Here is a 21154-nt window from a genome sequence, read left to right on the forward strand (position 1 = left end):
CGCGGCACCGCGATCTTGCGGAGCGACTCCGGCGGCGGCCAGTTCCCCCGTCACCCGGCGATGGCCCAGCCCACGTGACGCCATCGCCCGGCCCTTCATGGCCGCAAAGGCAGCATCGTTGACATAGCCCAGCTCGATCAGCCGCTCCGCCATCGCCTCGGGATCGGCCGGATGCGCCCCGGCCCAGCCGCGCTCCCTCAGCTTGCGGACAAGATAGCGCAGCAATTTCAGTCGAGTGGTGGCAAAACGCGCCGCATAGCCCAGCGCCAGCTCGCGCAGGCTGGCGTCTTCCAGCGGCGGCGGCACACGGCGGTCGCGGGCGGTTCTGTCGGGTCGTTGCTTGGCCATGCCACTTTCCTGCCACTTTCGGGCCGGAATTTGAACGCCCCTGAGTGTAAGTGATAGTGTTGATAAGATATTCATATGCGCCGCGGGCCGGGTCGGACCGGAGTGGTGCAGCAAGGGAGACACACATGGCCAAACTTCAGCAGGCCGAACTTCAGCAGGCCGAACTCCGACAGGCTGGCGCAGCGCAGACGCTGCCAGCTGGCAACAGCGCTCACCCGTTGCGCCCCACCTCCACCAGCGATGCGCTGCCACAGCGCCGTTCCAATTTCGCCACCTTGGCCGACGCGCTGGATTACGCGGCGCAGGGGGAAAAGGGCTATAATTTCCACGACGCCCGCGCTGATCTGGTGCGGGCCTATCCCTACGCCGAACTGGCCGCCGATGCCCGCCGCCACGCCGCGCGCCTTGTTGCACAAGGCGTGAAGCCGGGTGACCGCATCGCCATGATTGCTGAAACCGGCGCCGGATTTGCCGCTGCCTTTTTTGGTGCCATCTATGCCGGCGCGCTGCCGGTGCCGCTGCCACTGCCGACCAGCTTTGGCGGCCGCGAAGCCTATGTCGATCAGATCCGCGTCCAGCTGAACAGCTGCGATCCGCTGATGCTGCTGTCGCCGGCGGGCCTTCACGATATCGTGAAGGACGCCGCGACCGGGCTGTGTGCTGCGCATGATTGGGACGAATGGTTTGCCAGAGAAGGCCAGGGCGAAGCCTCCGATACGGTGCTGCCGCAAGCCAAGCCAACCGATATCGCCTATCTGCAATATTCTTCGGGCTCCACCCGCTTCCCGCACGGCGTCGCTGTCACCCACGAAGCGCTGCTCGCCAATCTGGCCGCCCACGCCAGCTGCACCAACGCGGCCGAAGGTGACCGTGTGGTGAGCTGGCTGCCGTGGTATCACGACATGGGCCTTGTGGGCTGCATGCTCGCCCCGATGTCCAACCAGGTGTCGGTCGATTATCTCGCCACCGAAGATTTCGCCCGCCGGCCGCTGTCGTGGCTCACGCTGATCAGCCGCAACCCGCACAATTCGCTCAGCTATTCACCCACGTTCGGCTACGATATCTGCGCTCGCCGCATCTCGCCGTCGATCCCGGTTGCCGAACGATACGACCTGTCGCGCTGGCGCGTCGCCGGCAACGGCGCCGACATGATCCGCCCTGAAGTGATGCAGGCCTTCGTCGATATCTTCGCTCCCGCCGGCTTCAAGGCATCGGCCTTCCTGCCGAGCTATGGCCTCGCCGAAGCCACGCTGGCCGTCACCATCATGCCGGTGGGCGAAGGCATCCAGTGCGACCTGATCGACGAGCGCACCCTGTCGGGCTCCAGCGCCGATCCGCGCGCCGATCGGCGCCTGCCCACCCGCTACCGCGCCATCGTCAATTGCGGCAAGGCCGTGCCAGGCCTCACCATCGAAGTGCGCCATGAAGACGGCCGCCTGCTGCCCGACCGCAAGATCGGCCGCGTGTTTGTGCGCGGCCTCGGCATCATGGCCGGCTATTTCCGCGATCCCGAAGCCACCGCCGCCGCCCTCAAGGACGGCTGGCTCGACACCGGCGACATGGCCTACATGAAGGACGGTTCGCTTTATATCGTCGGCCGCGCCAAGGACATGATCATCATCAACGGCAAGAACCACTGGCCGCAGGACATCGAATGGGCCATCGAGCAGCTGCCCGGTTTCAAGGCCGGCGACATTGCTGCCTTCTCGGTCACCACCCCGTCGGGCGAGGAATCTCCCGCTGTGCTGGTGCAATGCCGCACCAGCGACAACGACGAACGCATCAAGCTGCGCGATGCCATCAAGACCAAGGTCAAGGCCATCACCGGCATGAGCTGCGTCGTCGAACTCGTCCCGCCGCGCACGCTGCCGCGCACCTCGTCGGGCAAATTGTCCCGTTCAAAGGCGCGGTTGCAATATCTGTCGGGTGAAATTCAGCCGTTCGAAATCGCGGCCTGACGCGCAAGCGCGGCCAGCGCCGGTCGCGGCTGTGCCGCGACCGGCACCACGCCAAAAGCCTATGAACCCTGGCCTTCCTCCCCTCGCACTCACCGGCGCCACCGGCTTCGTCGGCCGCCGCGTGCTGGCCCTCGCTGCAACGGACTCTGGTCGCCCCGTCCGCGCTCTCACCCGCCGGCCGCAACCGCCGCAGCCCGGCGTCGAATGGGTGCTCGGCGACCTCACCGACATCCGCGCACTCGCCCGGCTGTGCCATGGCGCGGCGGCCGTGCTGCACATCGCCGGTGTGGTCAACGCCGCCGATGCCGCCGGTTTCCGCGCCGGCAATGTCACCGGCACCGCCAATATCCTCGCCGCCGCCACCACTGTGCCGCGCTTCGTCCACGTTTCCAGTTTGGCCGCGCGCGAACCCAGCCTTTCGATGTACGGCGCCTCCAAAGCAGACGGCGACGCGTTGGTGATGGCCAGCGCCCGTGATTGGGTGATCGTGCGACCGCCCGGCGTCTATGGCCCCGGCGACGCCGAAATGCGCGACCTGTTCAGCCTGGCGCGCTTTGGCCTCGGCCTTGCCCCCGGCGGTGCCGATGCGCGCATCGGCCTCATCCATGTGGACGATCTCGCGCGCGCGCTGCTGGCGCTGACGGATGGCGGGCCAAGCCATGAAATCCTTGAAATCGACGACGGTTCAGGCGGATACGCGCACGCCGATCACGCCGCTGCCATCGGCCGGGCGCTGGGCCGCAGCCGTGTTCGCATGATCCCCATCGGCAATGGCGTGCTCGATACCGCCGCCGCCGCCGCCAGCCGGGTCGCCGGATGGCAAGGCAAACTCCCCAAGCTCAGCCGGGACCGCGCCCGCTATCTCGCCCATCCCGATTGGACGGCGCGCGGCGGCAATGGGCGGCTGTCGGCGATCTGGCAGCCAAGCATCAGCCTGGACGAAGGCATGGCCGACACAGTGCGCGACTACCGGGCCAGAGGCTGGCTTTAGGGCGGCTGGCTATAGCGTTAGCGCCATCTGGATCAGAAACACCGCAAACGTCGCGATCAGGCCAAAGATGAACACGCGGTAGCCCCAGCCGAGATATTTATACTTCTTGTTCGCCAGCACCTGGCCCAATTGGTAAACATCGCGCGCCATTGCCCTCTGGATGGCGTGATCATCTTGGTTGGTGCGTTCCAGCCAGTCGATCCAGTCTGCCTCGCTCATCTGCGTGAAACCGCCGAAAAACAGCAGGTTGGGCGACGGCGGCGGGGCCTTGCCTGCCCAAACTCCGCCGCTGCCCAGCGCCGGCAGCACCGCCAGCATGCACAGCACCGCCGCCAGCCCCGATGTCGCCGCCAACACCAGCAACGCCGCATTGTGCGCGGCTTCCTTCACCACCAGCGCAAAGATCACCGAATTGACGCCGATGATGATGCTGGCCTTCTGATCCGCCATTGCCGACAGCGTGACATGGTGTTGCTGCATGGTGCGGATCAGATGAATGGCATTGGCATGCGAAGCGCCTGGCATGCCCGGCGGCGCGGCGTCGGTGCTGATCATCTCCCCCATACGCGGCATGATGGCATCAACTGCGGCGTTCCGCAATTTGGCCATGATGTGAAGGCAAAGGCGCAATAACAAAGCTGACTGGAACCATGATGACCGATCGCGCGCCCCATGGCGAAAATGTGTACGCCCGCATCCTCGAACTGATCGAACCGCTGAACACCAAGAAGGTGGCGCTCACCCAGGCCACCACCTTTGCCGGTGACATGGAAATGGATTCGCTTACCGTGATGGACCTTGTCGCCAGCATGGAAGACGAATGGGACATCATGATCCCCCTCAACATGCTGCCGGATCTGGAAACCATCGGCCAGGTTGCCGATGCCGTCGCCGGCCTGGTCGCCAAGAAGGGCTGAACGCAATGACCGATCTGCCCAAATATGATCTTTTGGCCAAATATGATCCGCTGATCGCCGAGCATGCCGGCCTTTTGTCCACCGGCATCCGCGATCCGTTCGGCATCATCATGGAAAAAGTGCTGTCCCCCACCGAAGCGATCATCAAGGGCCGCCACACCATCCTGCTCGGCACCTACAATTACATGGGCATGACCTTCGATGCCGATGTGATCGCCGCTGGCCAAGACGCGCTGCGCGATTTCGGCGCCGGCACCACCGGCAGCCGCGTGCTCAATGGCACCTACCAAACCCACGCCGCCTGCGAAGAAGCGCTGAAAGATTTTTACGGCATGTCTCATGCCATGGTGTTCTCCACCGGCTACCAGGCCAATCTCGGCATGGTTTCGACGCTGGCGGGCAAGGGCGATTTCGTCATCCTCGATGCCGACAGCCACGCCAGCATTTACGATGGCTGCAAGATGTCCAACGCCGATATCGTGCGTTTCCGCCACAATGATGCCGCCGATCTGGAAAAGCGCCTCAAGCGCCTGCCCGCCGACGCCGGCAAGCTGGTCGTACTGGAAGGCGTCTATTCGATGCTGGGCGACGTCGCGCCGCTGCCGGAACTGGTGGCAGTGGCCCGCGCGCACGGTGCCATGGTGCTGGTCGACGAAGCCCACGGCATGGGCTTTTTTGGTGAGCATGGCCGCGGCGTTTATGAAGAACAGGGCGTTGCGGCTGACGTGGATTTCGTCGTTGGCACCTTCTCCAAATCGGTTGGCACGGTCGGCGGTTTCTGTGTTTCCAATCACCCCAAGTTCGAAATCCTCCGCCTGGTCTGCCGTCCCTACACGTTCACAGCCTCGCTGCCGCCGGCGGTGATCGCCTGCTCCACCACCAGCATCCGCAAGCTGATGACGGCGCACGACAAACGCGCCCGGCTGTGGGAAGCCACGCGCCGGCTCCATGGTGGGCTCAAATCGCGCGGCTTCAGGCTCGCAACTGATACCCCGGAAAGCGCCATCATTTCGGTGTTGATGCCCGATCAGGAAACCACGGCACTGATGTGGTCCACCCTGATCGAGCTTGGTGTGTACGTGAACATGAGCCGGCCGCCCGCCACCCCGGCCGGCGTTTATCTGCTGCGCTGTTCGATTTGCGCCCTGCACACCGATGAACAGATCGATATCGTGCTCGGCAAGTTCGATGAAGCCGCGCAGATGTGCAACCTGGCGCTCGCCGTGGCCGCCTAACCGCAGCACCGCCCACTTTCTTCATGACCGGGCAAGCCCTGGCGGCTATAGCATGGCCATCCGGTCGCCCCCCGCCTCCGGCAGGGAAGCGGCGTGACCAAGCGGATTGATCGGTATGTGTTCAGCCTGATCCTCGTGCCGCTGATCGGCACGCTGGTGGTGGCGGCCATGCTGCTCGTGCTCGACCGCATGTTGAGGCTGTTCGATTTCGTCATCAACGAAGGCGGCCCGGTGTCGGTCGTCTGGCGCATGCTGGGCAATCTGCTGCCCGAATATCTGTCGCTGGGGATTCCGATCGGCGTGATGCTGGGCATCCTGCTGGCCTTCCGCCGGCTGGCGATGTCGTCTGAACTTGATACGCTGCTAGCCGTTGGCGTTTCGTACAGGCGGCTGCTGCGCGTGCCGTTCATGTTTGCCATGGTGTTTGCCGTGGCCAATTTCTTCATCGTCGGCTGGCTGCAGCCGGTAACGCGTTATGCCTATGAAAATCTGCGTTTCGAACTGCGATCGGGGGCGCTGGGTGCGTCGATCAAGGTGGGCGAATTTGCCAATCTGGGCGGCGGCATAACGCTGCGGGTAGAGGAATCGCGCAACAAGGGCGCCGATCTCAGGGGCCTGTTCGTGCGCGCTGTTGGCAAGGATGGCACAGTGATCGCCGCCACCGCCGCGCGCGGCACGTTTCTGGCCACCGACGATCCCGAATTCATTCTGCTGCGCCTGCGCGAGGGCACGCTGGTGCACAGCCCGCGCGCCGATGCGACGCCGCGGGTGCTGGGTTTCGCCCAGCACGATCTGCCGATCCGGCTGCCCGACATGGCAGCCTTCCGCAAACGCGGCGAAGGCAATCTGGAAGCAACCTTGCCCGAACTGCTGCGCACCATGCTCACCGCCACGGACAAACAGGAACAGCGCAGCGCCTCGGCCAGCTTCAACCGCCGCATCGTGCAGTGCGTGATCATGTTCGTGCTGCCGTTCCTGGCCATGGCGATGGCGGTGCCGCCCAAACGTTCCACCTCGGCGCTGGGCGTGTTCCTGTCGATCATCGCGCTGGTGACGTTCCACAAATTCACCGAGTATGGCGAACGCATGGGCACGCTGGGCCGGGTCGATCCGGTGCTGGCGCAGTGGGTGCCGTATGCGCTTTTTCTGGGCATGGCGCTGTGGCTGTTTCGCGTACTGGAACGGCCGGGCGGGCAGCCGATCGGCGCGCTCGACCGCTGGTTCGGCAAGATCACTGGCTTCCTTTCAGGGCTGGCCGGCAAGCTCGTGCGGCGCCAGAAATGGTCCGACGACGTGCTGTCGGCCGGGTAGGCAAATATGGCGATCTTCCCGTCCAAAACCATCGCCTGGTACACGGCACGCATGTTCCTTGTCCGCGTGGCGGCCTTCATCATCGGGCTGACCGTGATCCTGCAATCGCTCGATCTGCTTTCCGAAAGCGGCAAGGTGCTGGCAGCCGCAGGCAACACGGAATCCGATCTGTGGGTGTATATGTCGCTGCGCGCGCCGCAGATCGTGCAGCTGTTCCTGCCGTTTTCGGTGCTGCTGGCGACGCTGGTGACGCTGGCGACGCTCAATCAAAACAGCGAAGTGGTGATCTTCAAGGGCGCCGGGCTTTCGGCGCACCACATATTGGCGCCGCTGATGGTGGCGGCGCTGGGCGTTTCGGTTGCCAATTTCGCCTGGAACGAAAGCATCGCGGCCCCGGCCAACGCCAGGTTGAAGGCTTGGCAGGAACAGGAATATCGCAAGTTGCCCAAGGCGGCAGCGGCCTCCAGCCAAAGCTGGGTGCGCGGCGGCGATGATCTGTTCCATGCCGATGCAGTGGCCGGCCGCGGCGACAACACACGGCTTTCGGGCGTGACCATTTACGATCGGCGCAATAACCGCCTGGTGCAGGTGGTGATGGCCGCCAGCGCCGCGCCTCGGCCCGGCGGCTGGCGCCTGAATGATGTGCGATTGTTCGATGTGGCCAGCGGCGGCCTCGAAACCCGCGCCACTCTGGATTTTGCCACCGGCGTAGTGCCGCGCCAGTTCACCACAACCAGCATCAATCCCAATTACATCGCGCTGTGGAAGCTGTGGCCGCAAATCGCCGAACAGAAAGCCGCCGGCAAGCCGACCGGCATTCTAGAAGCCGCGGCGTGGCACAAGATTTCGGGGCCATTGTCGGCCGTGCTGATGCCGCTGCTCGGCGCGGTCGCTGCCTTTGGCTTGGCACGGTCGGGACGGTTGTTCGTGCGTGCCGTGATCGGCATGGCGCTGGGTTTTGCGTTTTTCGTGGCCGATAATTTCATGCTGGCGATGGGCAATTTCGGCACGGTGCCGCCGCTTATGGCAGCGTGGGCGCCCTTCCTGCTGTTCCTGCTGATCGGCGAGGCTGTGCTGATCCGCACCGAAGAATGACGCGGGCAAGAACTCTGGCAATGTCCTGGCGCAAAATTGCCTTGATTGCTGCCTATCACGCCTTGCAATGAGCACTGTCACCCTCAAGCGCGTTGAAAGCGCGGCCGACCGCAAGGCCTTCGTCAACCTGCCGTGGACGCTGTATGCTGGCGATCCGCAGTGGGTGCCGCCGCTCAAAAGCGAAATGCACGGCCTGATCGGCGGCCTCAAATCCAACCCCTGGTTCGAACACGCGCAGGCCGTCTTCTGGCTGGCGCTGCGCGATGGCAAGGTGGTGGGCCGCATAAGCGCGCAGGTCGATCAGCTCGTGCTCGAGCACTTGGGCGCCGGCACCGGGCATTGGGGCATGTTCGAGTGCGTCGACGACCAGATGGTGGCCGACGCATTGCTGCAAACCGCCGAGGACTGGCTGAAAGCCAAGGGCATGACTCGCGCCCAAGGGCCGTTCAGCCTGTCGGTCTGGGATGAACCGGGCTTGCTTGTGCAGGGTTTCGAAGGCGCACCCACAGTGATGATGGGGCACCATCTGCGCTATTACGAACGACTGATCACGGCGCGCGGTTATCAGGGCATCAAGGATCTGCACTGCTGGTCGCTGCCCATCGAAAAGCCGTTTCCGGAAATGGTGCAGCGCATCGTGGCGTTTTCGGAACGCAACCCCAAGCTGGTGACGCGCCCGGTGAACAAGGCAAGATTTGACGAGGAAGCCGCGCTGATCCTCGATATCCTCAACGATGCCTGGTCGGGCAATTGGGGCTTTGTGCCGCTCACCCCGCTGGAAATCGCCCACGTCGGCAAGAAATTGAAGCCGATCATCTTTGAAAATCTGGTGCGCATCGCCGAATATGAAGGCGTGCCGGTGGGCTTCATGATCACCCTGCCCGATATCAACGAACTCACCCGCGATCTGAACGGCGAACTGTTCCCGTTCGGCTGGGCCAAGCTGCTGTGGCGGCTGCGGGCGCCCAAGGTCAAACGCATGCGCGTGCCGCTGATGGGCATCCGCAAATCATTGCAAGGCCACCGGGTGGCATCGCTGATGACATTCCAGATGATCGAATATATCCGCCGCGTTGCCATCACCGAATTTGGCGCATCCGAAGGCGAAATCGGCTGGATCCTCGACGACAACGGCCCGATGCGTTCCATCGCCGACGTGCTCGAAAGCCACGTTACGCGCACCTACCGCGTCTACGAACGCGGCCTGTAGCGAAAAGGGGGGGGCGGTCGCCCGCCCCCCTGTTGTCACTTCGCCGGGATCAACTTCACCCCGGTATAACGGGCCGGCGTGCTGCCGCGCTGCACCAGCATCAGCACCGTGGCCTTGCCGGCCTTGCGCTCGGCTTCCACCGCGGCTGCGGCTTCGGCCGGGCTCGATACCGGCTTCTGGCCGATCTTCACGATGATATCGCCGCGCTGCAGGCCCTTGGTCGCCGCATCCGACGACGGGCTGATGCCGGCGATCACCACGCCCTGCACCTTTTCATCCAGCCGCAACTGCTGGCGCAGAACGGTGGTGAGCGGTTGCAGCGTGATACCCAGGCTGGCCTTGGCCGCTTCGATGCCGGGCGCCTTGCTGTTGTCTTCGACGACCGGTTCGTCATCACTGCCCGCCATGCCGGCGCGCTGCGCCACCACCGCTTCGGATGGGCGCTGCGCGATGATAGCGTTAACTTTAATGCGCTTGGCGTCGCGGAACAATTCGATGGGGATCGTGGTGCCGATCGGCGTGGTCGCCACGATGTACGAAAGGCTGTTGTCGTAATTCACCTCGCGGCCGCCCACGGTCAGGATCACATCGCCCTGGCGCACGCCGGCGCGCGCCGCCGGACCATTGGCTTCGATGCTGGCAACAATTTCGCCCTTGTCCTTGGGCAGGCCCAGACCGGCAGCGATATCGCTCGACAGGCGCTGAATGGCCACGCCCAGATAGCCGCGCTTTACCGCGCCCGATGCCTTGAGCTGATCGACCACCGGCTTGGCCAATTCGGCCGGAATCGCAAAGCCCAGCCCGACGTTGCCGCCGGTGGGCGAGAAGATCGCCGTGTTGATGCCGATCACGTTGCCGGCCAGATCGAACAGCGGACCGCCGCTGTTGCCCTGGTTGATGCTGGCATCGGTCTGGATATAACGGTCGTACTGGCCCGAACCGATGTCACGGTGCAGCGCCGAAATAATGCCGGCCGTCACCGTGCCGCCGAGTCCAAACGGATTGCCAATGGCGATCGACCAATCGCCCACGCGCGTGGTTTCGCTGTTGCCGAACTGCACGAACGGCAGGCCGGTTGCCTCGATCTTGAGCAGGGCGAGATCGGTGAGCGTATCGCGGCCAACGACGCGCGCCGTGTACTCGCGCCGGTCCGTCAGGGTGACGGTGATCGATTCAACCGGCTGGTTGCGGCCTTCGCCGGCCGAAATCACGTGGTTGTTGGTGACGATATAGCCATCGGCCGCGATGATGAAACCACTTCCCAGGCTGGTCGCCTCACGGGTGACGGGCTCACCGCCTTCCTGCTGTTCCTGAAAACGGCGGAAGAATTCCTCCAGCGGATTGCTCGGCTGGCCCTGCGGACCTTGCTGTCCGGGCATGCGGCGCATGCGGCCCATTTCCACCTTCTGCGTGGTCGACACATTGACCACGGCCGGGGCCAGCCGCGCCGTCAGATCGGCAAAACTGCGCGGCGCGCCGCCGGGCGGTGCGATCGCAGCAGCAGGTGCCACCGCGTTCTGCGCCGGCTGCACGGCGGGTGCCAAGGTCTGCGGGCTTTGGGCCGCGGCGATTGCGGCTATCCCGGTGGCCAGCACGGCAACGGGGATCAGGGTGCGGGAAATCTTTGACGGCATGTCTGTCATCCTGGTTGCGATGCGGTTGCTGATGAGCCTGTCCGGTTTATGCAAGCAACACGCCTAACCGTGCATGAACGGCGTTGACCGGAAACGCTGATTACCGATTCCCGCGCCGCCCTTCGAATTCACGCAGGAACTCGTTGTTCGGCCCCAATACAACGGTGGCGCTGCCATCGTCGAAGGTGGTGCGATACGCCTGCATCGCGCGGTAAAAGGCATAAAATTCCGGATCCTTGCCGAAACTGTCGGCATAAATGCGCGCCGCGCTGGCATCGGCTTCGGCCTGCACCAATTGCGCCTGCTTGTTGCCTTGCGCGCGGATTGTGGCAGCTTCCTGCTGGCGGGCCGAAGCCATGCGGGCATAGGCGGCTTCCAGCGGCGGGCCCGACGGCAGATCGGCGCGCTTGATGCGCACATCGACAATCTCGGCGCCATATTGCTTGGCCTGGATGTTCACCGTGCGCTGGATTTCATCCATCAACTGGCCGCGTTCCGGCGACAACAGCGCCGCAAATGGCTGCTTGCCCAATTCGTTGCGCAGCTTGGATGCCAGAATTCGCTTCAGAGCATCAGCGGCGTTCTGTTCGGTGCCAACGGTTTCCACCATGCGCTGCGGATCGACGATGCGGAACCGCGCGAATGCATCCACCACCAGCCGCAACTGGTCGGTGGACAGCACGGTCTGCGCGTCCATGTCCAGATCTAGGATGCGCTTGTCGATGAAGCGCACGTCTTCGATGAACGGCACTTTCATCGTCAGGCCGGCGCCGGTTTCACCCAGCTTGGCCTTGGGATCATATTCATTGACGATGCGTTCCGGCTTGCCCAGCCGCAGCACGACGGCCTGCTTGGTTTCGGGAACGGTGTAAAAACTGCCCATCGCGATGACGACGATGGCAAAGCCAAGGCCGGCCAGAACGACAGGATTGCGGGGAAGGGTGGCCATGTTTGCTTGTCCTCAGCGCTGTGCCGGTGCCGATGCCGGTGCGGGTTCGGCAACGGCGCGCGCACGGCGGCGCATTTCGGGCAATGGCAGATAGGGGGTAACGCCGGGGACATTGATTATGGTCTTGTCCACCTTGGTCAATACTTTTTCCATTGTTTCCAAATACATGCGCTTGCGCGTCACTTCCGGAGCAAGGGCATACTGGGCGTAGACGGCATCAAATCCAGCAGCATCGCCCTGCGCCTTGGCGACCAACGCCTGGGCATAGGTACGGGCGCGGTTGAGATATTGCTGCGCATCCTGCTGGGCGGCAGAAACATCCTTGAAACTGCCATCGATGGCGGCGGGCGGATCGGCCTGCTTGATATCGACACCGCGCACATCAATGCCGGCACGATAGCTGTCGAGCAGTTCCTGCATGCGTTCGCGCACCTGATCGGCGATCTGGGCGCGCTGCGGCCCCAGCGCATCGTTCAGCGAAGCGCGGCTGATTTCAGCCCGCATCGCCGATTCGGCGACTTCGCGCACGGTCTTTTCGGGATCCGACAATTCGTAAAGGAAGCTTTCCGGGTTCCGGATCTTCCAGCGCACCGTGTAGGCGAGGTTGATGATGTTCTGATCGCCCGTGAGCATCAGATTTTCGTTGGCGCCTTCGCTCGACGAGATGTCGATGATGTTGATTTGCTCAACCTTGCGCAGTTCCACGGCATCGATCGGCCACGGCAGCTTCAAATGCACCCCCGGCCCGGTGGTGCTGACATAGGCGCCAAAGCGCTGCACCACAGCGGCCGATTGGGCATCGACCGAGTAAAAGCTCGACAGCACAACCCAAGCCGCGACCAGCGCGCCGCCTGCCCACACCAGCCAGCGGCTATCATTCAGATCAAAGCCGCCGCCGCCGGCACCGCCGCCGCCAAACTGGGTTTTCAACCGTTCCTGGCTGCGCCGGATCAGATCGTCGAAATCGCCGCCACGGCTCGGGGCACGGCTGCCCATCGGCCGGCGCGGCGGGCCTTCGCCCCACGGATTGGCCGGCTTGTTCACCGGCCTCAGACCGGGACGGCCTTCAGGCGGATTGGCAGGCGGGTTAGCCGGCGTTTCGGCGGACGGCTCCTCGCCGCCTTCACCATTGTTTTGCCAGGGCATGGGCTGGTTGAAACCTTATCTTTCAAGTTGAATTCACTATATACGAACCCCAAACGGGGATTGCGAGGCCCACAAGGTCACACACTGCGCCGCCGCAGCGGTTTTTGTCGGCGGTAATTGTCGCAACTGCAAGGACGAACAGGCTGATGGCCGTGAAGGACGATGTAATGGCCGCACTGGCCGCTGTGGCCGATCCCGCTGGCGGCGGCAGTATCGCGCGAACTGGCCGTGCCGCCGGGCTGGTGGTGAAGCCCGATGGCCAGGCCGGGCTGGTGCTCGCCGTCGATGGCCTCGATCGCACCGCGGCCGAACGCTTGCAGGCCGCCGTCGAAGCCGCGGTGCAGCGCGTGCCCGGCGTCACCTCGGCGCGCATCATCCTCACCGCTGATCGCGCCGCTGCACCCGCAGCGGGCGCCCGGCCCCAGCAGACCACCGTGCCCGGCATCCGCAAGCTGGTCGCCGTGGCCAGCGGCAAGGGCGGCGTGGGCAAATCCACCGTTGCGGCCAACCTTGCGTTTGCGCTCGCCCGCGCCGGGCAAAGCGTTGGTCTGCTCGATGCCGATATCTATGGGCCTTCGGTGCCCACCCTGCTCGGTATCAGCGGCCGCGCGCGCGTGGAAAACGACCGGCTGCAACCCGAAACCCGTCACGGCATCAAGGCGCTATCGATGGGCATGATGACCGATCCAAACAAGGCGATCGTCTGGCGCGGGCCAATGGCGTCTGCGGCGCTCGTCCAGATGGTCGAACAATGCGATTGGGGCGCACTTGATGTGCTGGTCATCGATCTGCCGCCCGGCACCGGGGATGTGCAGCTCACCCTCGCGCAAAAGCTCAAGCCCGATGGCGCGCTGATCGTCTCCACCCCGCAGGATCTCGCCCTTATCGATGCCCGCCGCGCCGTCGCCATGTTCGCCGAAGTTGGCGTGCGCGTGCTGGGCGTGGTGGAAAACATGGCCGGTTACAGCTGCCCCAGTTGCGGCCACGTCTCCGATCCGTTCGGCCACGGCGGCGCCGAACGCGAAGCCGAGGTAATGGGCGTGCCCTTCCTGGGCCGCATCCCGCTGCAAATGAGCGTGCGCCAGGCCGCCGACGCCGGCCAACCCATCAGCGGCGAGGCCGCCGCCATTTTCGACGACATCGCGCGCGGCGTGATGATCACCGTTGGATTGTAAGACCATGCTCACCGCCGACACCGACATCGCCCGCCTGCTGCAAACCACCCGCACCATCGCCCTTGTCGGCGCCAGCGACCGCCCCGAGCGCGCCGCCTTCGAGGTGATGGGCGCGCTGCTCGCCCACGGCTACCACGTCAACCCCGTCAACCCCGCGCTCGCCGGGCAGGTGATCCACGGCCAGACCGTGGTGGCGGCGCTTTCCGATATCGCCGCGCCCATCGACATGGTGGACGTGTTCCGCCGCAGTGAATTCGTCGCCGGCGTGGTGGACGACGCCATTGCCGCCGGCGCCAAATCGGTGTGGACGCAGTTGGACGTGATCGACCTTGAGGCCGCCGCGCGCGCCGAAGCGGCTGGGCTGACGGTGGTGATGGACCGCTGCCCCAAGATCGAGCTGCGCCGGTTGGGCGTGCCGAAGAAAAAGTAACGCCTCCGGCGGGCAGGGACTCGTCCCTTCACCCGTTGGTTTTCGGGCAGCCCCTCCCCAAAAATGCACGTCGTGCTGGCGCAGGCCAGCATCCACCACGCCGCGAGTGCCCACGTCTCAAACAATGGCCCCAGCCCAGCCATGGATGTTGGCTTGCGCCAGCATGACAAGATGAGTGGGGACGCCATTTCCTGTCGCTTTTGCAACTGGCCGGCCAGCCCATGGCGGCGCAGAAGGAGCCCAACCACAGGGGACCCCTAAATGCGCACCGCCCTCATCGCCGCCCTGCTGCTCGCCAGCCCGGCCGCCGCCGAAACAATCGCAATCAAAGCTGGCCGCGTCATCACCGATGCCGCCAAGCCCGCGCTTGGCCCGAGCACGGTCATCGTCACCGACGGCCGCATCACCGCGATTCTGGCCGCCAGCGCCGCCATCCCCGCCGGCGCGACCATCATCGATCAATCCACCCGCACCCTCAGCCCCGGCCTGATCGATGCCCATGTCCACCTCACCGGCGATCCCGGCACGCCGTTCTGGCGCGAAGCCATCGACAGCCCCGAACTCTCGGTTGCCTACGGCCTGAAAAATGCCCGCATCACCGCCCGCGCCGGCTTTACCACCGTGCGCGATCTGGGCAGCGCGCGAATGGCCGGCTTTGCCGTGCGCGATGCCATCAACGCCGGGCTCTTTCCGGGCCCGCGCATCCTGGCGTCCGGGCCGGCGCTCGCCATCGTTGGCGGGCACGGCGACGTGTCGGGCTTTTCGCAGCCGGTCAACGACGCGCTCGATCAGGGCAACACCTGCACCGGCGCGGCGGAATGTGCAGCCCGCGTGCGCGAAGCCAGCCAGCGCGGCGCAGACGTGATCAAGTTCACCGCCACCGGCGGCGTGCTCAGCCAGCAAGGCCGCGGGCTGGACCAGCATTTTTCCGACGAGGAAATGCGCGCCATCGTCACCACCGCTCACAGCCTGGGCCTCAAGGTCGCCGCCCACGCCCACGGCCCGCGCGGCATCGAGGCCGCCGCCCGCGCCGGCGTCGATTCGGTGGAGCACGGCAGCTTCACCGATGAAGCCGGCGCGAAAGTGCTGGCGGCGAGCGGCGGCTGGCTGGTGCCAACACTGCTGCCGTTCCGCGCCACCGCCGAACGGCTGGGCAGCGGCACCTACACCCCGGTGGTGGAAGCCAAGGTGCGCGCCATCCTCGAACGCCGCGGCAAGCAGATCATCGCAGCCCGCAAAGCCGGCGCCCGCATCGCCTTCGGCACCGATGCCGGCGTCTTCGAACACGGCCGCAACGGCGAAGAAGCCGCCGACATGGTCGAATTTGGCGGGATGACCCCGCGCGAGGTGCTGATCAGCGCCACCACCGGCGCCGCCGACCTACTCGGCCTGTCCGCCGAAATCGGCACGCTGGAACCCGGCAAGGCCGCCGACATCATCGCCACAGATGGCGACCCCACCGCCGACGTCAAACAGTTGGCGCAGGTGAAATGGGTGATGGCGCGCGGCAAGGTGGTGGAGTGAGCCGGCTGTAGAAGGAGAAGAGGGGCCTCCGGCGGGCAGGGTCGCAGACCCTGCACCCGTTTGTTTTCAGGCGCACGGGTTGGGAGGGCGTCTCCTTGCGGCCCCCTAGCTGGCATTGAGAATTAGCAGTATATTTTCCACTATGCGCGCCTCGCCATACATTTTATTCTGCATACCACTGCTTGCTGGATGTGAACCGGAGCGTGGCATTCGGGCGAGCAGGGACTTCGGTTCACAGGTTGATGTGGCGTGCGTTGACCAAACTCTACGCAAGACATTCGGCAGCGTGGAGCGCCGGGATTACATCAGTCACGGTGGCACGTTTCCCAAAGGAACAGCCGTTGCGCAAATCGCCTATCAGAAATGGAATGATGGAGTTGGGTGGGCCACGCTTCACATCGGCTCCGTAGGCGAAGGGGTTCGCATTTCGCACAAGTTTACCGGGATTGGTGCGGAGCTACCCCAAGCGTCGTTCCCGCCCGCGCTACGGGTTGTGGAGAAAGCCAGTGCAGCGCTAAGGTCGGCTTGTGGACTAAACCTGTCGGCGTTGGAATGGCAAGAGATCGGGCAGGACGTAGAGGCACTCGACTGATCTTGTGGCAATGTCCGCTTACCCCCCCCAAAGCTGCTATAAGGCGCCTTCCAAAATCAAACGGGTGCAGGGTCTGCGACCCTGCCCGCCGGAGGCCCCTGCTCCTGCTTCAAGCCGGTCACCAACATGATTGACTGAGCCGCTCAGCGTCTTATGGGAGCAATACGCCTCTCATTCTCATGGAGTATCCCCATGCGCGTTTCTGCTCTGCTGATTGCGGCCAGCCTGTTTGCTGTCACCCCGGCGCTGGCCCAGAGCCCGGCCCCTGCTGCGACGGCGGCAGCTGAAAGCCCGTCCGCCCGGCTGGCGGCGTTGTTTGCGCAGAGCGATGCCGACAATCTGAAGCGCAATCCGCTGGGTCGGCTGTTTCGGGGTGATACGTCGGCGGCGGACCAGATGGGGGAATTGATCACCGATGCGGCTTATGCTGCCGAGAAGCGCGCGGCGGAGAATGAGCTGAACTTGCTGGCCGCCATTGACCGCGCCGCGCTGACCCCGGACGAGCAGGTGAGTTATGACACGTTCAAGTGGCAGCGCGAGACCGATCTGGCCGGGCTGCAGCCGGCGCTGCTCGATGCCACCGTTCCGCGGCCGATCGATCATTTCTTCGGATTCCACAATTTCCTCGCCGAATTGCAGTCCGGCGAGAGCGCGGCGCCGTTCAAGGTGCTGAAGGATTATGAGGATGCGTTGAAGCGTCATGACCAGTTCGCGTTGCTGCTCGATCTTTCCATCCTGCGTTTCCGGCAGGGCATGAAGACAGGCGTGGTGCAGCCCAGGCTGGTGGTGAACAACATCATCGATCAGCTGAACAATCTCACTGCCGGCGGCACGGACGCATCGATCATGATGAAGCCGGTGCAGAAATTCCCCGACGGTATCAGCGCGGCCGATCAGGTGCGGCTGAAGGCGGCTTATGCCAGGGCGGTGGGCGAACGTGTCAATCCCGCGCTCATCCGTCTGCGCGACTTCCTGAAAACCGAATATCTGCCCGTCGCCCGCGAACAGCCCGGGCTCGTCGCCATGCCGGGCGGGCCCGGCCTGTATCGTTATCTGGTCGCAAGCAGCACTACTACCAGTCTGACGCCGGACGAGATCCACAACATCGGCCTGTCGGAAGTTGCCCGCATCCTGATGGGGATGGACGAGGTGAAGGCGCGTGTCGGCTTCAAGGGCGACCGGCCCGCCTTCTTCACCCATTTGCGTACCGACAATCGCTTCAAGTTCAGCTCGGCGCAGGCCATGGGCGATGCCTTCCGCGCCACCGGCAGCCAAGTTGATCTGGTGATCGGCAAATTGTTCGACACCATCCCCAAATCACCGCTGGAGATCAAGCCGGTGCCGGCACACCGCGAAAAGACCGATGCTGCAGGGAGTTACCAGGGCGGCACCCCGGACGGAAAGCGCCCCGGCATCTTCTATTTCAACGCCTACGATCTGCCGTCACGCAGCAATTATGGCACCGAAACCCTCTATCTCCACGAAGCCGTGCCCGGCCATCACTTCCAGATCAGCCTGGCGCAGGAAAACGAAAAACTGCCGGCTTTCCAGCGCTTTGGCGGCAACACCGCCTTTGCCGAAGGCTGGGGGCTTTATGCCGAAAGCCTGGGGCCGGAACTGGGCATGTTCACCGACCCCTATCAGTTGCAGGGCCGTTACGAAGACGAGATGCTGCGCGCGCTGCGGCTGGTGGTGGATACCGGCATCCATTCAAAGGGTTGGGGCCGCGATCAGGCCATCGACTACATGCTTGCCAACAGCAGCATGAGCCGCACCGATGCGGTGATCGAAGTCGAACGCTACATCGCCATCCCAAGCCAGGCGCTGGCCTACAAGATCGGCCAGCTCACCATCAGCCGGCTGCGGGCCAAGGCGCAGGCCGCGCTGGGGCCTAAGTTCGACATCAAGGCCTTCCATGCCCAGGTGCTGATGACCGGCGCGCTGCCGCTGGCGGTGCTGGAAGCCAAGATCGACCGCTGGATTGCCGGGCAGGGCGGGCGCTGAGCGCCTGTCCTACACGTCCACTTCCTGTCATCATGGCAAGGTAAAGGCGTGTTGGGAACGAAGGCCGCCGGCAGCAGAAATTCTCAATTCGATACGAAACGTAAAAACTGGCAAAACCAAAATGGGCACCTAACCCTCTGACAAGTCAGCGAATTGGGCTCGAAATATGGCGCGCGCGGCGCAGCGTTTTTATGTTTTCACAAGGCCTTTTTCGATCAGGCTGTGGGCGCAATCGAGAATCGTGGCCGTCTCGTCACGCGTTTTCCAGCCGAGCCGTTTCAGCGCGTGTGCGGCGCTGGCTTCGCGGCGGCGGCCGAGTTCTGGCACCACCATTTTCACCGTGGCATCGAAATTTGCCAGCAATTTCAATAACCAGTCCGGCAGTCTGCGCGTCGGCACGCGCCGGGCCTGTTGGCCAAGCCCGGCCTTCAAAACCTCCGCCACCTCACGCAGCCACATGAACCGGCCCTGCGCGATGAAGCGTTCGCCGTCCAGCCCCGGCGTTGTCATCGCCGTGATGTGCAGTTCGGCCACATCGCGCACGTCCACCACGCCGAAACCCAGCCGCGGCAAGCCGGGCAGCGCGCCGTCCAGCAGCTTTTTCACCACTTCCAGACTGGTCGAGAAATCCGGGCCGAGCACCGGGCCAAGCACGGCGGCCGGGTTGATGCTGACATATTCCATGCTCTGCCCGCTGGCCGCCATCCAATCCCGCGCGGCGCGTTCGGCCAGAGTCTTTGACTTGATGTAGGCGTAGGCATCAAGGCTATCCACGTTCGACCAGTCAGCCTCGGTAAAGGGCGCGCGGGCTTCGCCGTGGCCATAGGCGATAGCCGCCATGCTGCTGGTCATCACCACGCGCTTCACGCCGGCAGCGTGGGCAAAACGCAGCGCCCGCAGCGCGCCTTCGCGGGCCGGGATGATCAGATCATCGGGGTTCCTGGGTTCACCGGTCGGGATGGGTGAAGCAATATGTTGAACAAAATCAATGGCCACCATGGCTTCGGCCCAGCCAGCATCGCTCATCAGATCGCAGGCCACCAATTCCAGATCGGGCAGGCCCAACGCCGCGCGCACGTCGGCAGCGCGGGCCGACGAGCGGATGGTGCCGCGCACTTGCCAACCCTGCGCCGCCAGTGCCTTGATGATGAAACCGGCAATGTAACCGCTTGCCCCCGTCACCAGTACCTTGCCCTTGCTCATCATCTTTCCCCTGGTTTGCCGCAGCGGCGATCGTGGTGGACAACTGCCAGCTTGGCAAGCGCGGCCGGGGAGCCCATTACCGCGGCGTGCAGACGCCCAATCCCTTTGCCGGCTTGTCATCCGCGTCCTTGCCGCGCCGTGAGTTTGCGGTGGTATTTGCTGCGCTGCTCACCGTGGCGGCCGGCAACACCGCGCTGCAAACGGTACTGCCTGCCATCGCCCGCGTGATCCACCTGCCCGACATGCTGGTGGCGGTAATCTTCTCTTTTTCGGCCCTGCTTTGGACCTTCAGTGCGCCCTATTGGGCACGGCAGAGCGATGTGCGCGGCCGGCGGCGGCTGATGCTGGTCGGCTCGCTCGGCTTCATGGTGTCAATGGCGGGCTGCGGCATGGCCATCTACGCCGGGCTGAACGGCTGGCTCGCCCCCATCGCCACCTTTGCGGTGTTTGCCACGCTGCGCAGCCTGTTCGGCATCTTCGGTTCGGCGGCGAACCCGGCGGCGCAGGCCTATGTTGCCGGCCGCACCAACGAACAGGATCGCACCGCCGCGCTGTCCAGTCTGTCATCGGCGTTCGGCCTTGGAACCATCATCGGGCCAGCGATTGCGCCGCTGTTCATCCTGGCGCCGCTGGGGCTTTCGGGGCCGATGTTTGCCTTTGCCGGCATCGCGCTGATCGTGATGATCGCCGTGGCCCGTGTGCTGCCCGACGACGATCCCACCCACCTGTCCGGCCAGGCCCAGAAGGGCAGCGGCGCCCCATCGTCGGAGCCAAATCTGGCCGGGGCCATAACCGGCGCCAGCGTGAGCGCCGCTGCTGCCGGCCGGCCCAAGCGATTGAGCGTGAAGGACAGCCGCATTGCGCCATTCATGATTTTTGGATTTGTATCGGGATCGATCCAAGCCGCCACCGGCCAGGCGCTGGGCTTTCTGGTCATCGACACGCTGGGCGGCGACGCGCTGGATTCGCAGCATTCGATCGCGCTGATCTTCATGGCGGGGGCGTTTTCAACGCTGCTCGCACAGTGGGTGCTGATCCCGCAGCTGCGGCTCACCCCGCCGGCACTGATGCGTTGGGGCACGCTGATTGCGGCCACCGGCACGGCAGGGATTGCGCTCTCGGGCAGCCTGTACGCGTTGGTGCTGGCGTTTGCTTTGATGAGCATGGGCTACGGTCTGGCACGGCCCGGATTCACCGCGGGCGCCAGCATCGCCGTTTCGCGCGCCGAGCAAGGCGGCGTGGCCGGGGCGGTCACCTCGGTCAACGGCAGCTGTTTCATCATTGCGCCCGCCATCGGCATCGGCCTGTACCAGATCGGCCCGTCAGTCACCTATTGGCTGGGTGCGGCAGGGCTGCTGTGTCTGGCGGTTTATGCCTTCAGCAAGCCGGAACTGCGCCGCGAACCAGGCGAGCATCCCGCCGAAGATTAAAA

At 64.3% G+C, this 21154-nt stretch carries 17 protein-coding genes and 1 pseudogene; 12 read left to right on the top strand and 6 right to left on the bottom strand.

What is annotated here, in order from left to right; genetic code table 11:
• A pseudogene (locus ACESL8_RS03360) lies at positions 1–348 on the bottom strand (RecX family transcriptional regulator); the annotation flags it as partial.
• Between the two features lie 125 nt (positions 349–473).
• On the opposite strand from ACESL8_RS03360, the gene ACESL8_RS03365 reads away from it, so the two are divergent.
• Positions 474–2306, top strand: a complete 1833-nt coding sequence (locus ACESL8_RS03365) for a fatty acyl-AMP ligase (RefSeq protein ID WP_372915955.1) — start codon at positions 474–476, stop codon at positions 2304–2306.
• Between the two features lie 61 nt (positions 2307–2367).
• A complete protein-coding gene (locus tag ACESL8_RS03370) occupies positions 2368–3297 on the top strand; it encodes an NAD-dependent epimerase/dehydratase family protein (protein WP_372915957.1) in 930 nt (309 codons plus the stop codon).
• A 9-nt stretch (positions 3298–3306) separates the two neighbouring features.
• Here ACESL8_RS03370 and ACESL8_RS03375 read toward each other — a convergent pair whose 3' ends face one another.
• A complete protein-coding gene (locus ACESL8_RS03375) occupies positions 3307–3852 on the bottom strand; it encodes a Pycsar system effector family protein (RefSeq protein WP_372915959.1) in 546 nt (181 codons plus the stop codon).
• 98 nt (positions 3853–3950) lie between these two features.
• Between ACESL8_RS03375 and ACESL8_RS03380 the strand changes: the two genes are divergently transcribed.
• From ACESL8_RS03380 to ACESL8_RS03400, 5 genes are all read left to right on the top strand, one after another.
• A complete protein-coding gene (locus ACESL8_RS03380; RefSeq protein WP_372916000.1) occupies positions 3951–4214 on the top strand; it encodes an acyl carrier protein in 264 nt (87 codons plus the stop codon).
• 5 nt (positions 4215–4219) lie between these two features.
• Positions 4220–5449 (top strand): aminotransferase class I/II-fold pyridoxal phosphate-dependent enzyme, encoded by a 1230-nt coding sequence (locus tag ACESL8_RS03385; protein WP_372915961.1) that lies wholly within the window; start codon positions 4220–4222, stop codon positions 5447–5449.
• 93 nt (positions 5450–5542) lie between these two features.
• Complete coding sequence (locus ACESL8_RS03390; protein ID WP_372915963.1) at positions 5543–6760, top strand: LptF/LptG family permease; 1218 nt, start codon at positions 5543–5545, stop codon at positions 6758–6760.
• A gap of 6 nt (positions 6761–6766) precedes the next feature.
• Complete coding sequence (lptG, locus tag ACESL8_RS03395) at positions 6767–7855, top strand: LPS export ABC transporter permease LptG (RefSeq protein WP_372915965.1); 1089 nt, start codon at positions 6767–6769, stop codon at positions 7853–7855.
• A gap of 67 nt (positions 7856–7922) precedes the next feature.
• Positions 7923–9065: an N-acetyltransferase gene (locus ACESL8_RS03400; protein WP_372915967.1), complete on the top strand. Its 1143-nt coding sequence runs from the start codon at positions 7923–7925 to the stop codon at positions 9063–9065.
• A 35-nt stretch (positions 9066–9100) separates the two neighbouring features.
• Here ACESL8_RS03400 and ACESL8_RS03405 read toward each other — a convergent pair whose 3' ends face one another.
• From ACESL8_RS03405 to hflK, 3 genes are all read right to left on the bottom strand, one after another.
• Positions 9101–10699, bottom strand: coding sequence for a Do family serine endopeptidase (locus ACESL8_RS03405; protein ID WP_372915969.1), 1599 nt, complete (start codon positions 10697–10699; stop codon positions 9101–9103).
• Positions 10700–10799: 100 nt separating this feature from the next.
• Positions 10800–11648, bottom strand: coding sequence for a protease modulator HflC (hflC, locus tag ACESL8_RS03410; RefSeq protein ID WP_372915971.1), 849 nt, complete (start codon positions 11646–11648; stop codon positions 10800–10802).
• A 12-nt stretch (positions 11649–11660) separates the two neighbouring features.
• Positions 11661–12794 (bottom strand): FtsH protease activity modulator HflK, encoded by a 1134-nt coding sequence (hflK, locus tag ACESL8_RS03415; protein ID WP_372915973.1) that lies wholly within the window; start codon positions 12792–12794, stop codon positions 11661–11663.
• 146 nt (positions 12795–12940) lie between these two features.
• Here hflK and ACESL8_RS03420 point away from each other — a divergent pair, with 146 nt between their 5' ends.
• The 4 genes from ACESL8_RS03420 to ACESL8_RS03435 all read left to right on the top strand — a co-directional run bounded on the left by ACESL8_RS03420 (position 12941) and on the right by ACESL8_RS03435 (position 18519).
• Positions 12941–13969, top strand: coding sequence for an Mrp/NBP35 family ATP-binding protein (locus ACESL8_RS03420; RefSeq protein WP_372915975.1), 1029 nt, complete (start codon positions 12941–12943; stop codon positions 13967–13969).
• 4 nt (positions 13970–13973) lie between these two features.
• A complete protein-coding gene (locus ACESL8_RS03425; protein WP_372915976.1) occupies positions 13974–14399 on the top strand; it encodes a CoA-binding protein in 426 nt (141 codons plus the stop codon).
• Positions 14400–14660: 261 nt separating this feature from the next.
• Positions 14661–15923 carry an amidohydrolase family protein gene (locus ACESL8_RS03430; protein WP_372915978.1) on the top strand — a complete coding sequence of 421 codons (1263 nt, stop codon included), beginning with the start codon at positions 14661–14663 and terminating at the stop codon, positions 15921–15923.
• A 784-nt stretch (positions 15924–16707) separates the two neighbouring features.
• The gene (locus ACESL8_RS03435) at positions 16708–18519 is read left to right on the top strand and encodes a DUF885 family protein (protein ID WP_372915980.1); all 1812 of its coding nucleotides are present in this window, start codon (positions 16708–16710) and stop codon (positions 18517–18519) included.
• A gap of 189 nt (positions 18520–18708) precedes the next feature.
• Here the strand turns inward: ACESL8_RS03435 and ACESL8_RS03440 are convergent, their stop codons facing one another.
• A complete protein-coding gene (locus ACESL8_RS03440; protein WP_372915982.1) occupies positions 18709–19722 on the bottom strand; it encodes an NAD-dependent epimerase/dehydratase family protein in 1014 nt (337 codons plus the stop codon).
• An 86-nt stretch (positions 19723–19808) separates the two neighbouring features.
• On the opposite strand from ACESL8_RS03440, the gene ACESL8_RS03445 reads away from it, so the two are divergent.
• Positions 19809–21152: an MFS transporter gene (locus ACESL8_RS03445; protein ID WP_372915984.1), complete on the top strand. Its 1344-nt coding sequence runs from the start codon at positions 19809–19811 to the stop codon at positions 21150–21152.
• The last annotated feature ends 2 nt before the right edge of the window (positions 21153–21154 follow it).

This window comes from Sandarakinorhabdus sp. (assembly GCF_041689835.1).
Taxonomy (GTDB): domain Bacteria; phylum Pseudomonadota; class Alphaproteobacteria; order Sphingomonadales; family Sphingomonadaceae; genus Sandarakinorhabdus.

Excerpts from the sequence above, each read along its gene's own strand:
- ACESL8_RS03370 (WP_372915957.1), top strand. The coding sequence starts at position 2,368 with ATGAACCCTGGCCTTCCTCCCCTCGCACTCACCGGCGCCACCGGCTTC.
- ACESL8_RS03435 (WP_372915980.1), top strand. The coding sequence starts at position 16,708 with ATGCGCGTTTCTGCTCTGCTGATTGCGGCCAGCCTGTTTGCTGTCACC.
- ACESL8_RS03430 (WP_372915978.1), top strand. The coding sequence starts at position 14,661 with ATGCGCACCGCCCTCATCGCCGCCCTGCTGCTCGCCAGCCCGGCCGCC.
- ACESL8_RS03375 (WP_372915959.1), bottom strand. The coding sequence starts at position 3,852 with ATGATCAGCACCGACGCCGCGCCGCCGGGCATGCCAGGCGCTTCGCAT.
- hflK (WP_372915973.1), bottom strand. The coding sequence starts at position 12,794 with ATGCCCTGGCAAAACAATGGTGAAGGCGGCGAGGAGCCGTCCGCCGAA.
- hflC (WP_372915971.1), bottom strand. The coding sequence starts at position 11,648 with ATGGCCACCCTTCCCCGCAATCCTGTCGTTCTGGCCGGCCTTGGCTTT.
- ACESL8_RS03385 (WP_372915961.1), top strand. The coding sequence starts at position 4,220 with ATGACCGATCTGCCCAAATATGATCTTTTGGCCAAATATGATCCGCTG.
- ACESL8_RS03380 (WP_372916000.1), top strand. The coding sequence starts at position 3,951 with ATGACCGATCGCGCGCCCCATGGCGAAAATGTGTACGCCCGCATCCTC.
- ACESL8_RS03420 (WP_372915975.1), top strand. The coding sequence starts at position 12,941 with ATGGCCGTGAAGGACGATGTAATGGCCGCACTGGCCGCTGTGGCCGAT.
- ACESL8_RS03440 (WP_372915982.1), bottom strand. The coding sequence starts at position 19,722 with ATGAGCAAGGGCAAGGTACTGGTGACGGGGGCAAGCGGTTACATTGCC.
- ACESL8_RS03425 (WP_372915976.1), top strand. The coding sequence starts at position 13,974 with ATGCTCACCGCCGACACCGACATCGCCCGCCTGCTGCAAACCACCCGC.
- ACESL8_RS03365 (WP_372915955.1), top strand. The coding sequence starts at position 474 with ATGGCCAAACTTCAGCAGGCCGAACTTCAGCAGGCCGAACTCCGACAG.
- lptG (WP_372915965.1), top strand. The coding sequence starts at position 6,767 with ATGGCGATCTTCCCGTCCAAAACCATCGCCTGGTACACGGCACGCATG.
- ACESL8_RS03405 (WP_372915969.1), bottom strand. The coding sequence starts at position 10,699 with ATGCCGTCAAAGATTTCCCGCACCCTGATCCCCGTTGCCGTGCTGGCC.
- ACESL8_RS03400 (WP_372915967.1), top strand. The coding sequence starts at position 7,923 with ATGAGCACTGTCACCCTCAAGCGCGTTGAAAGCGCGGCCGACCGCAAG.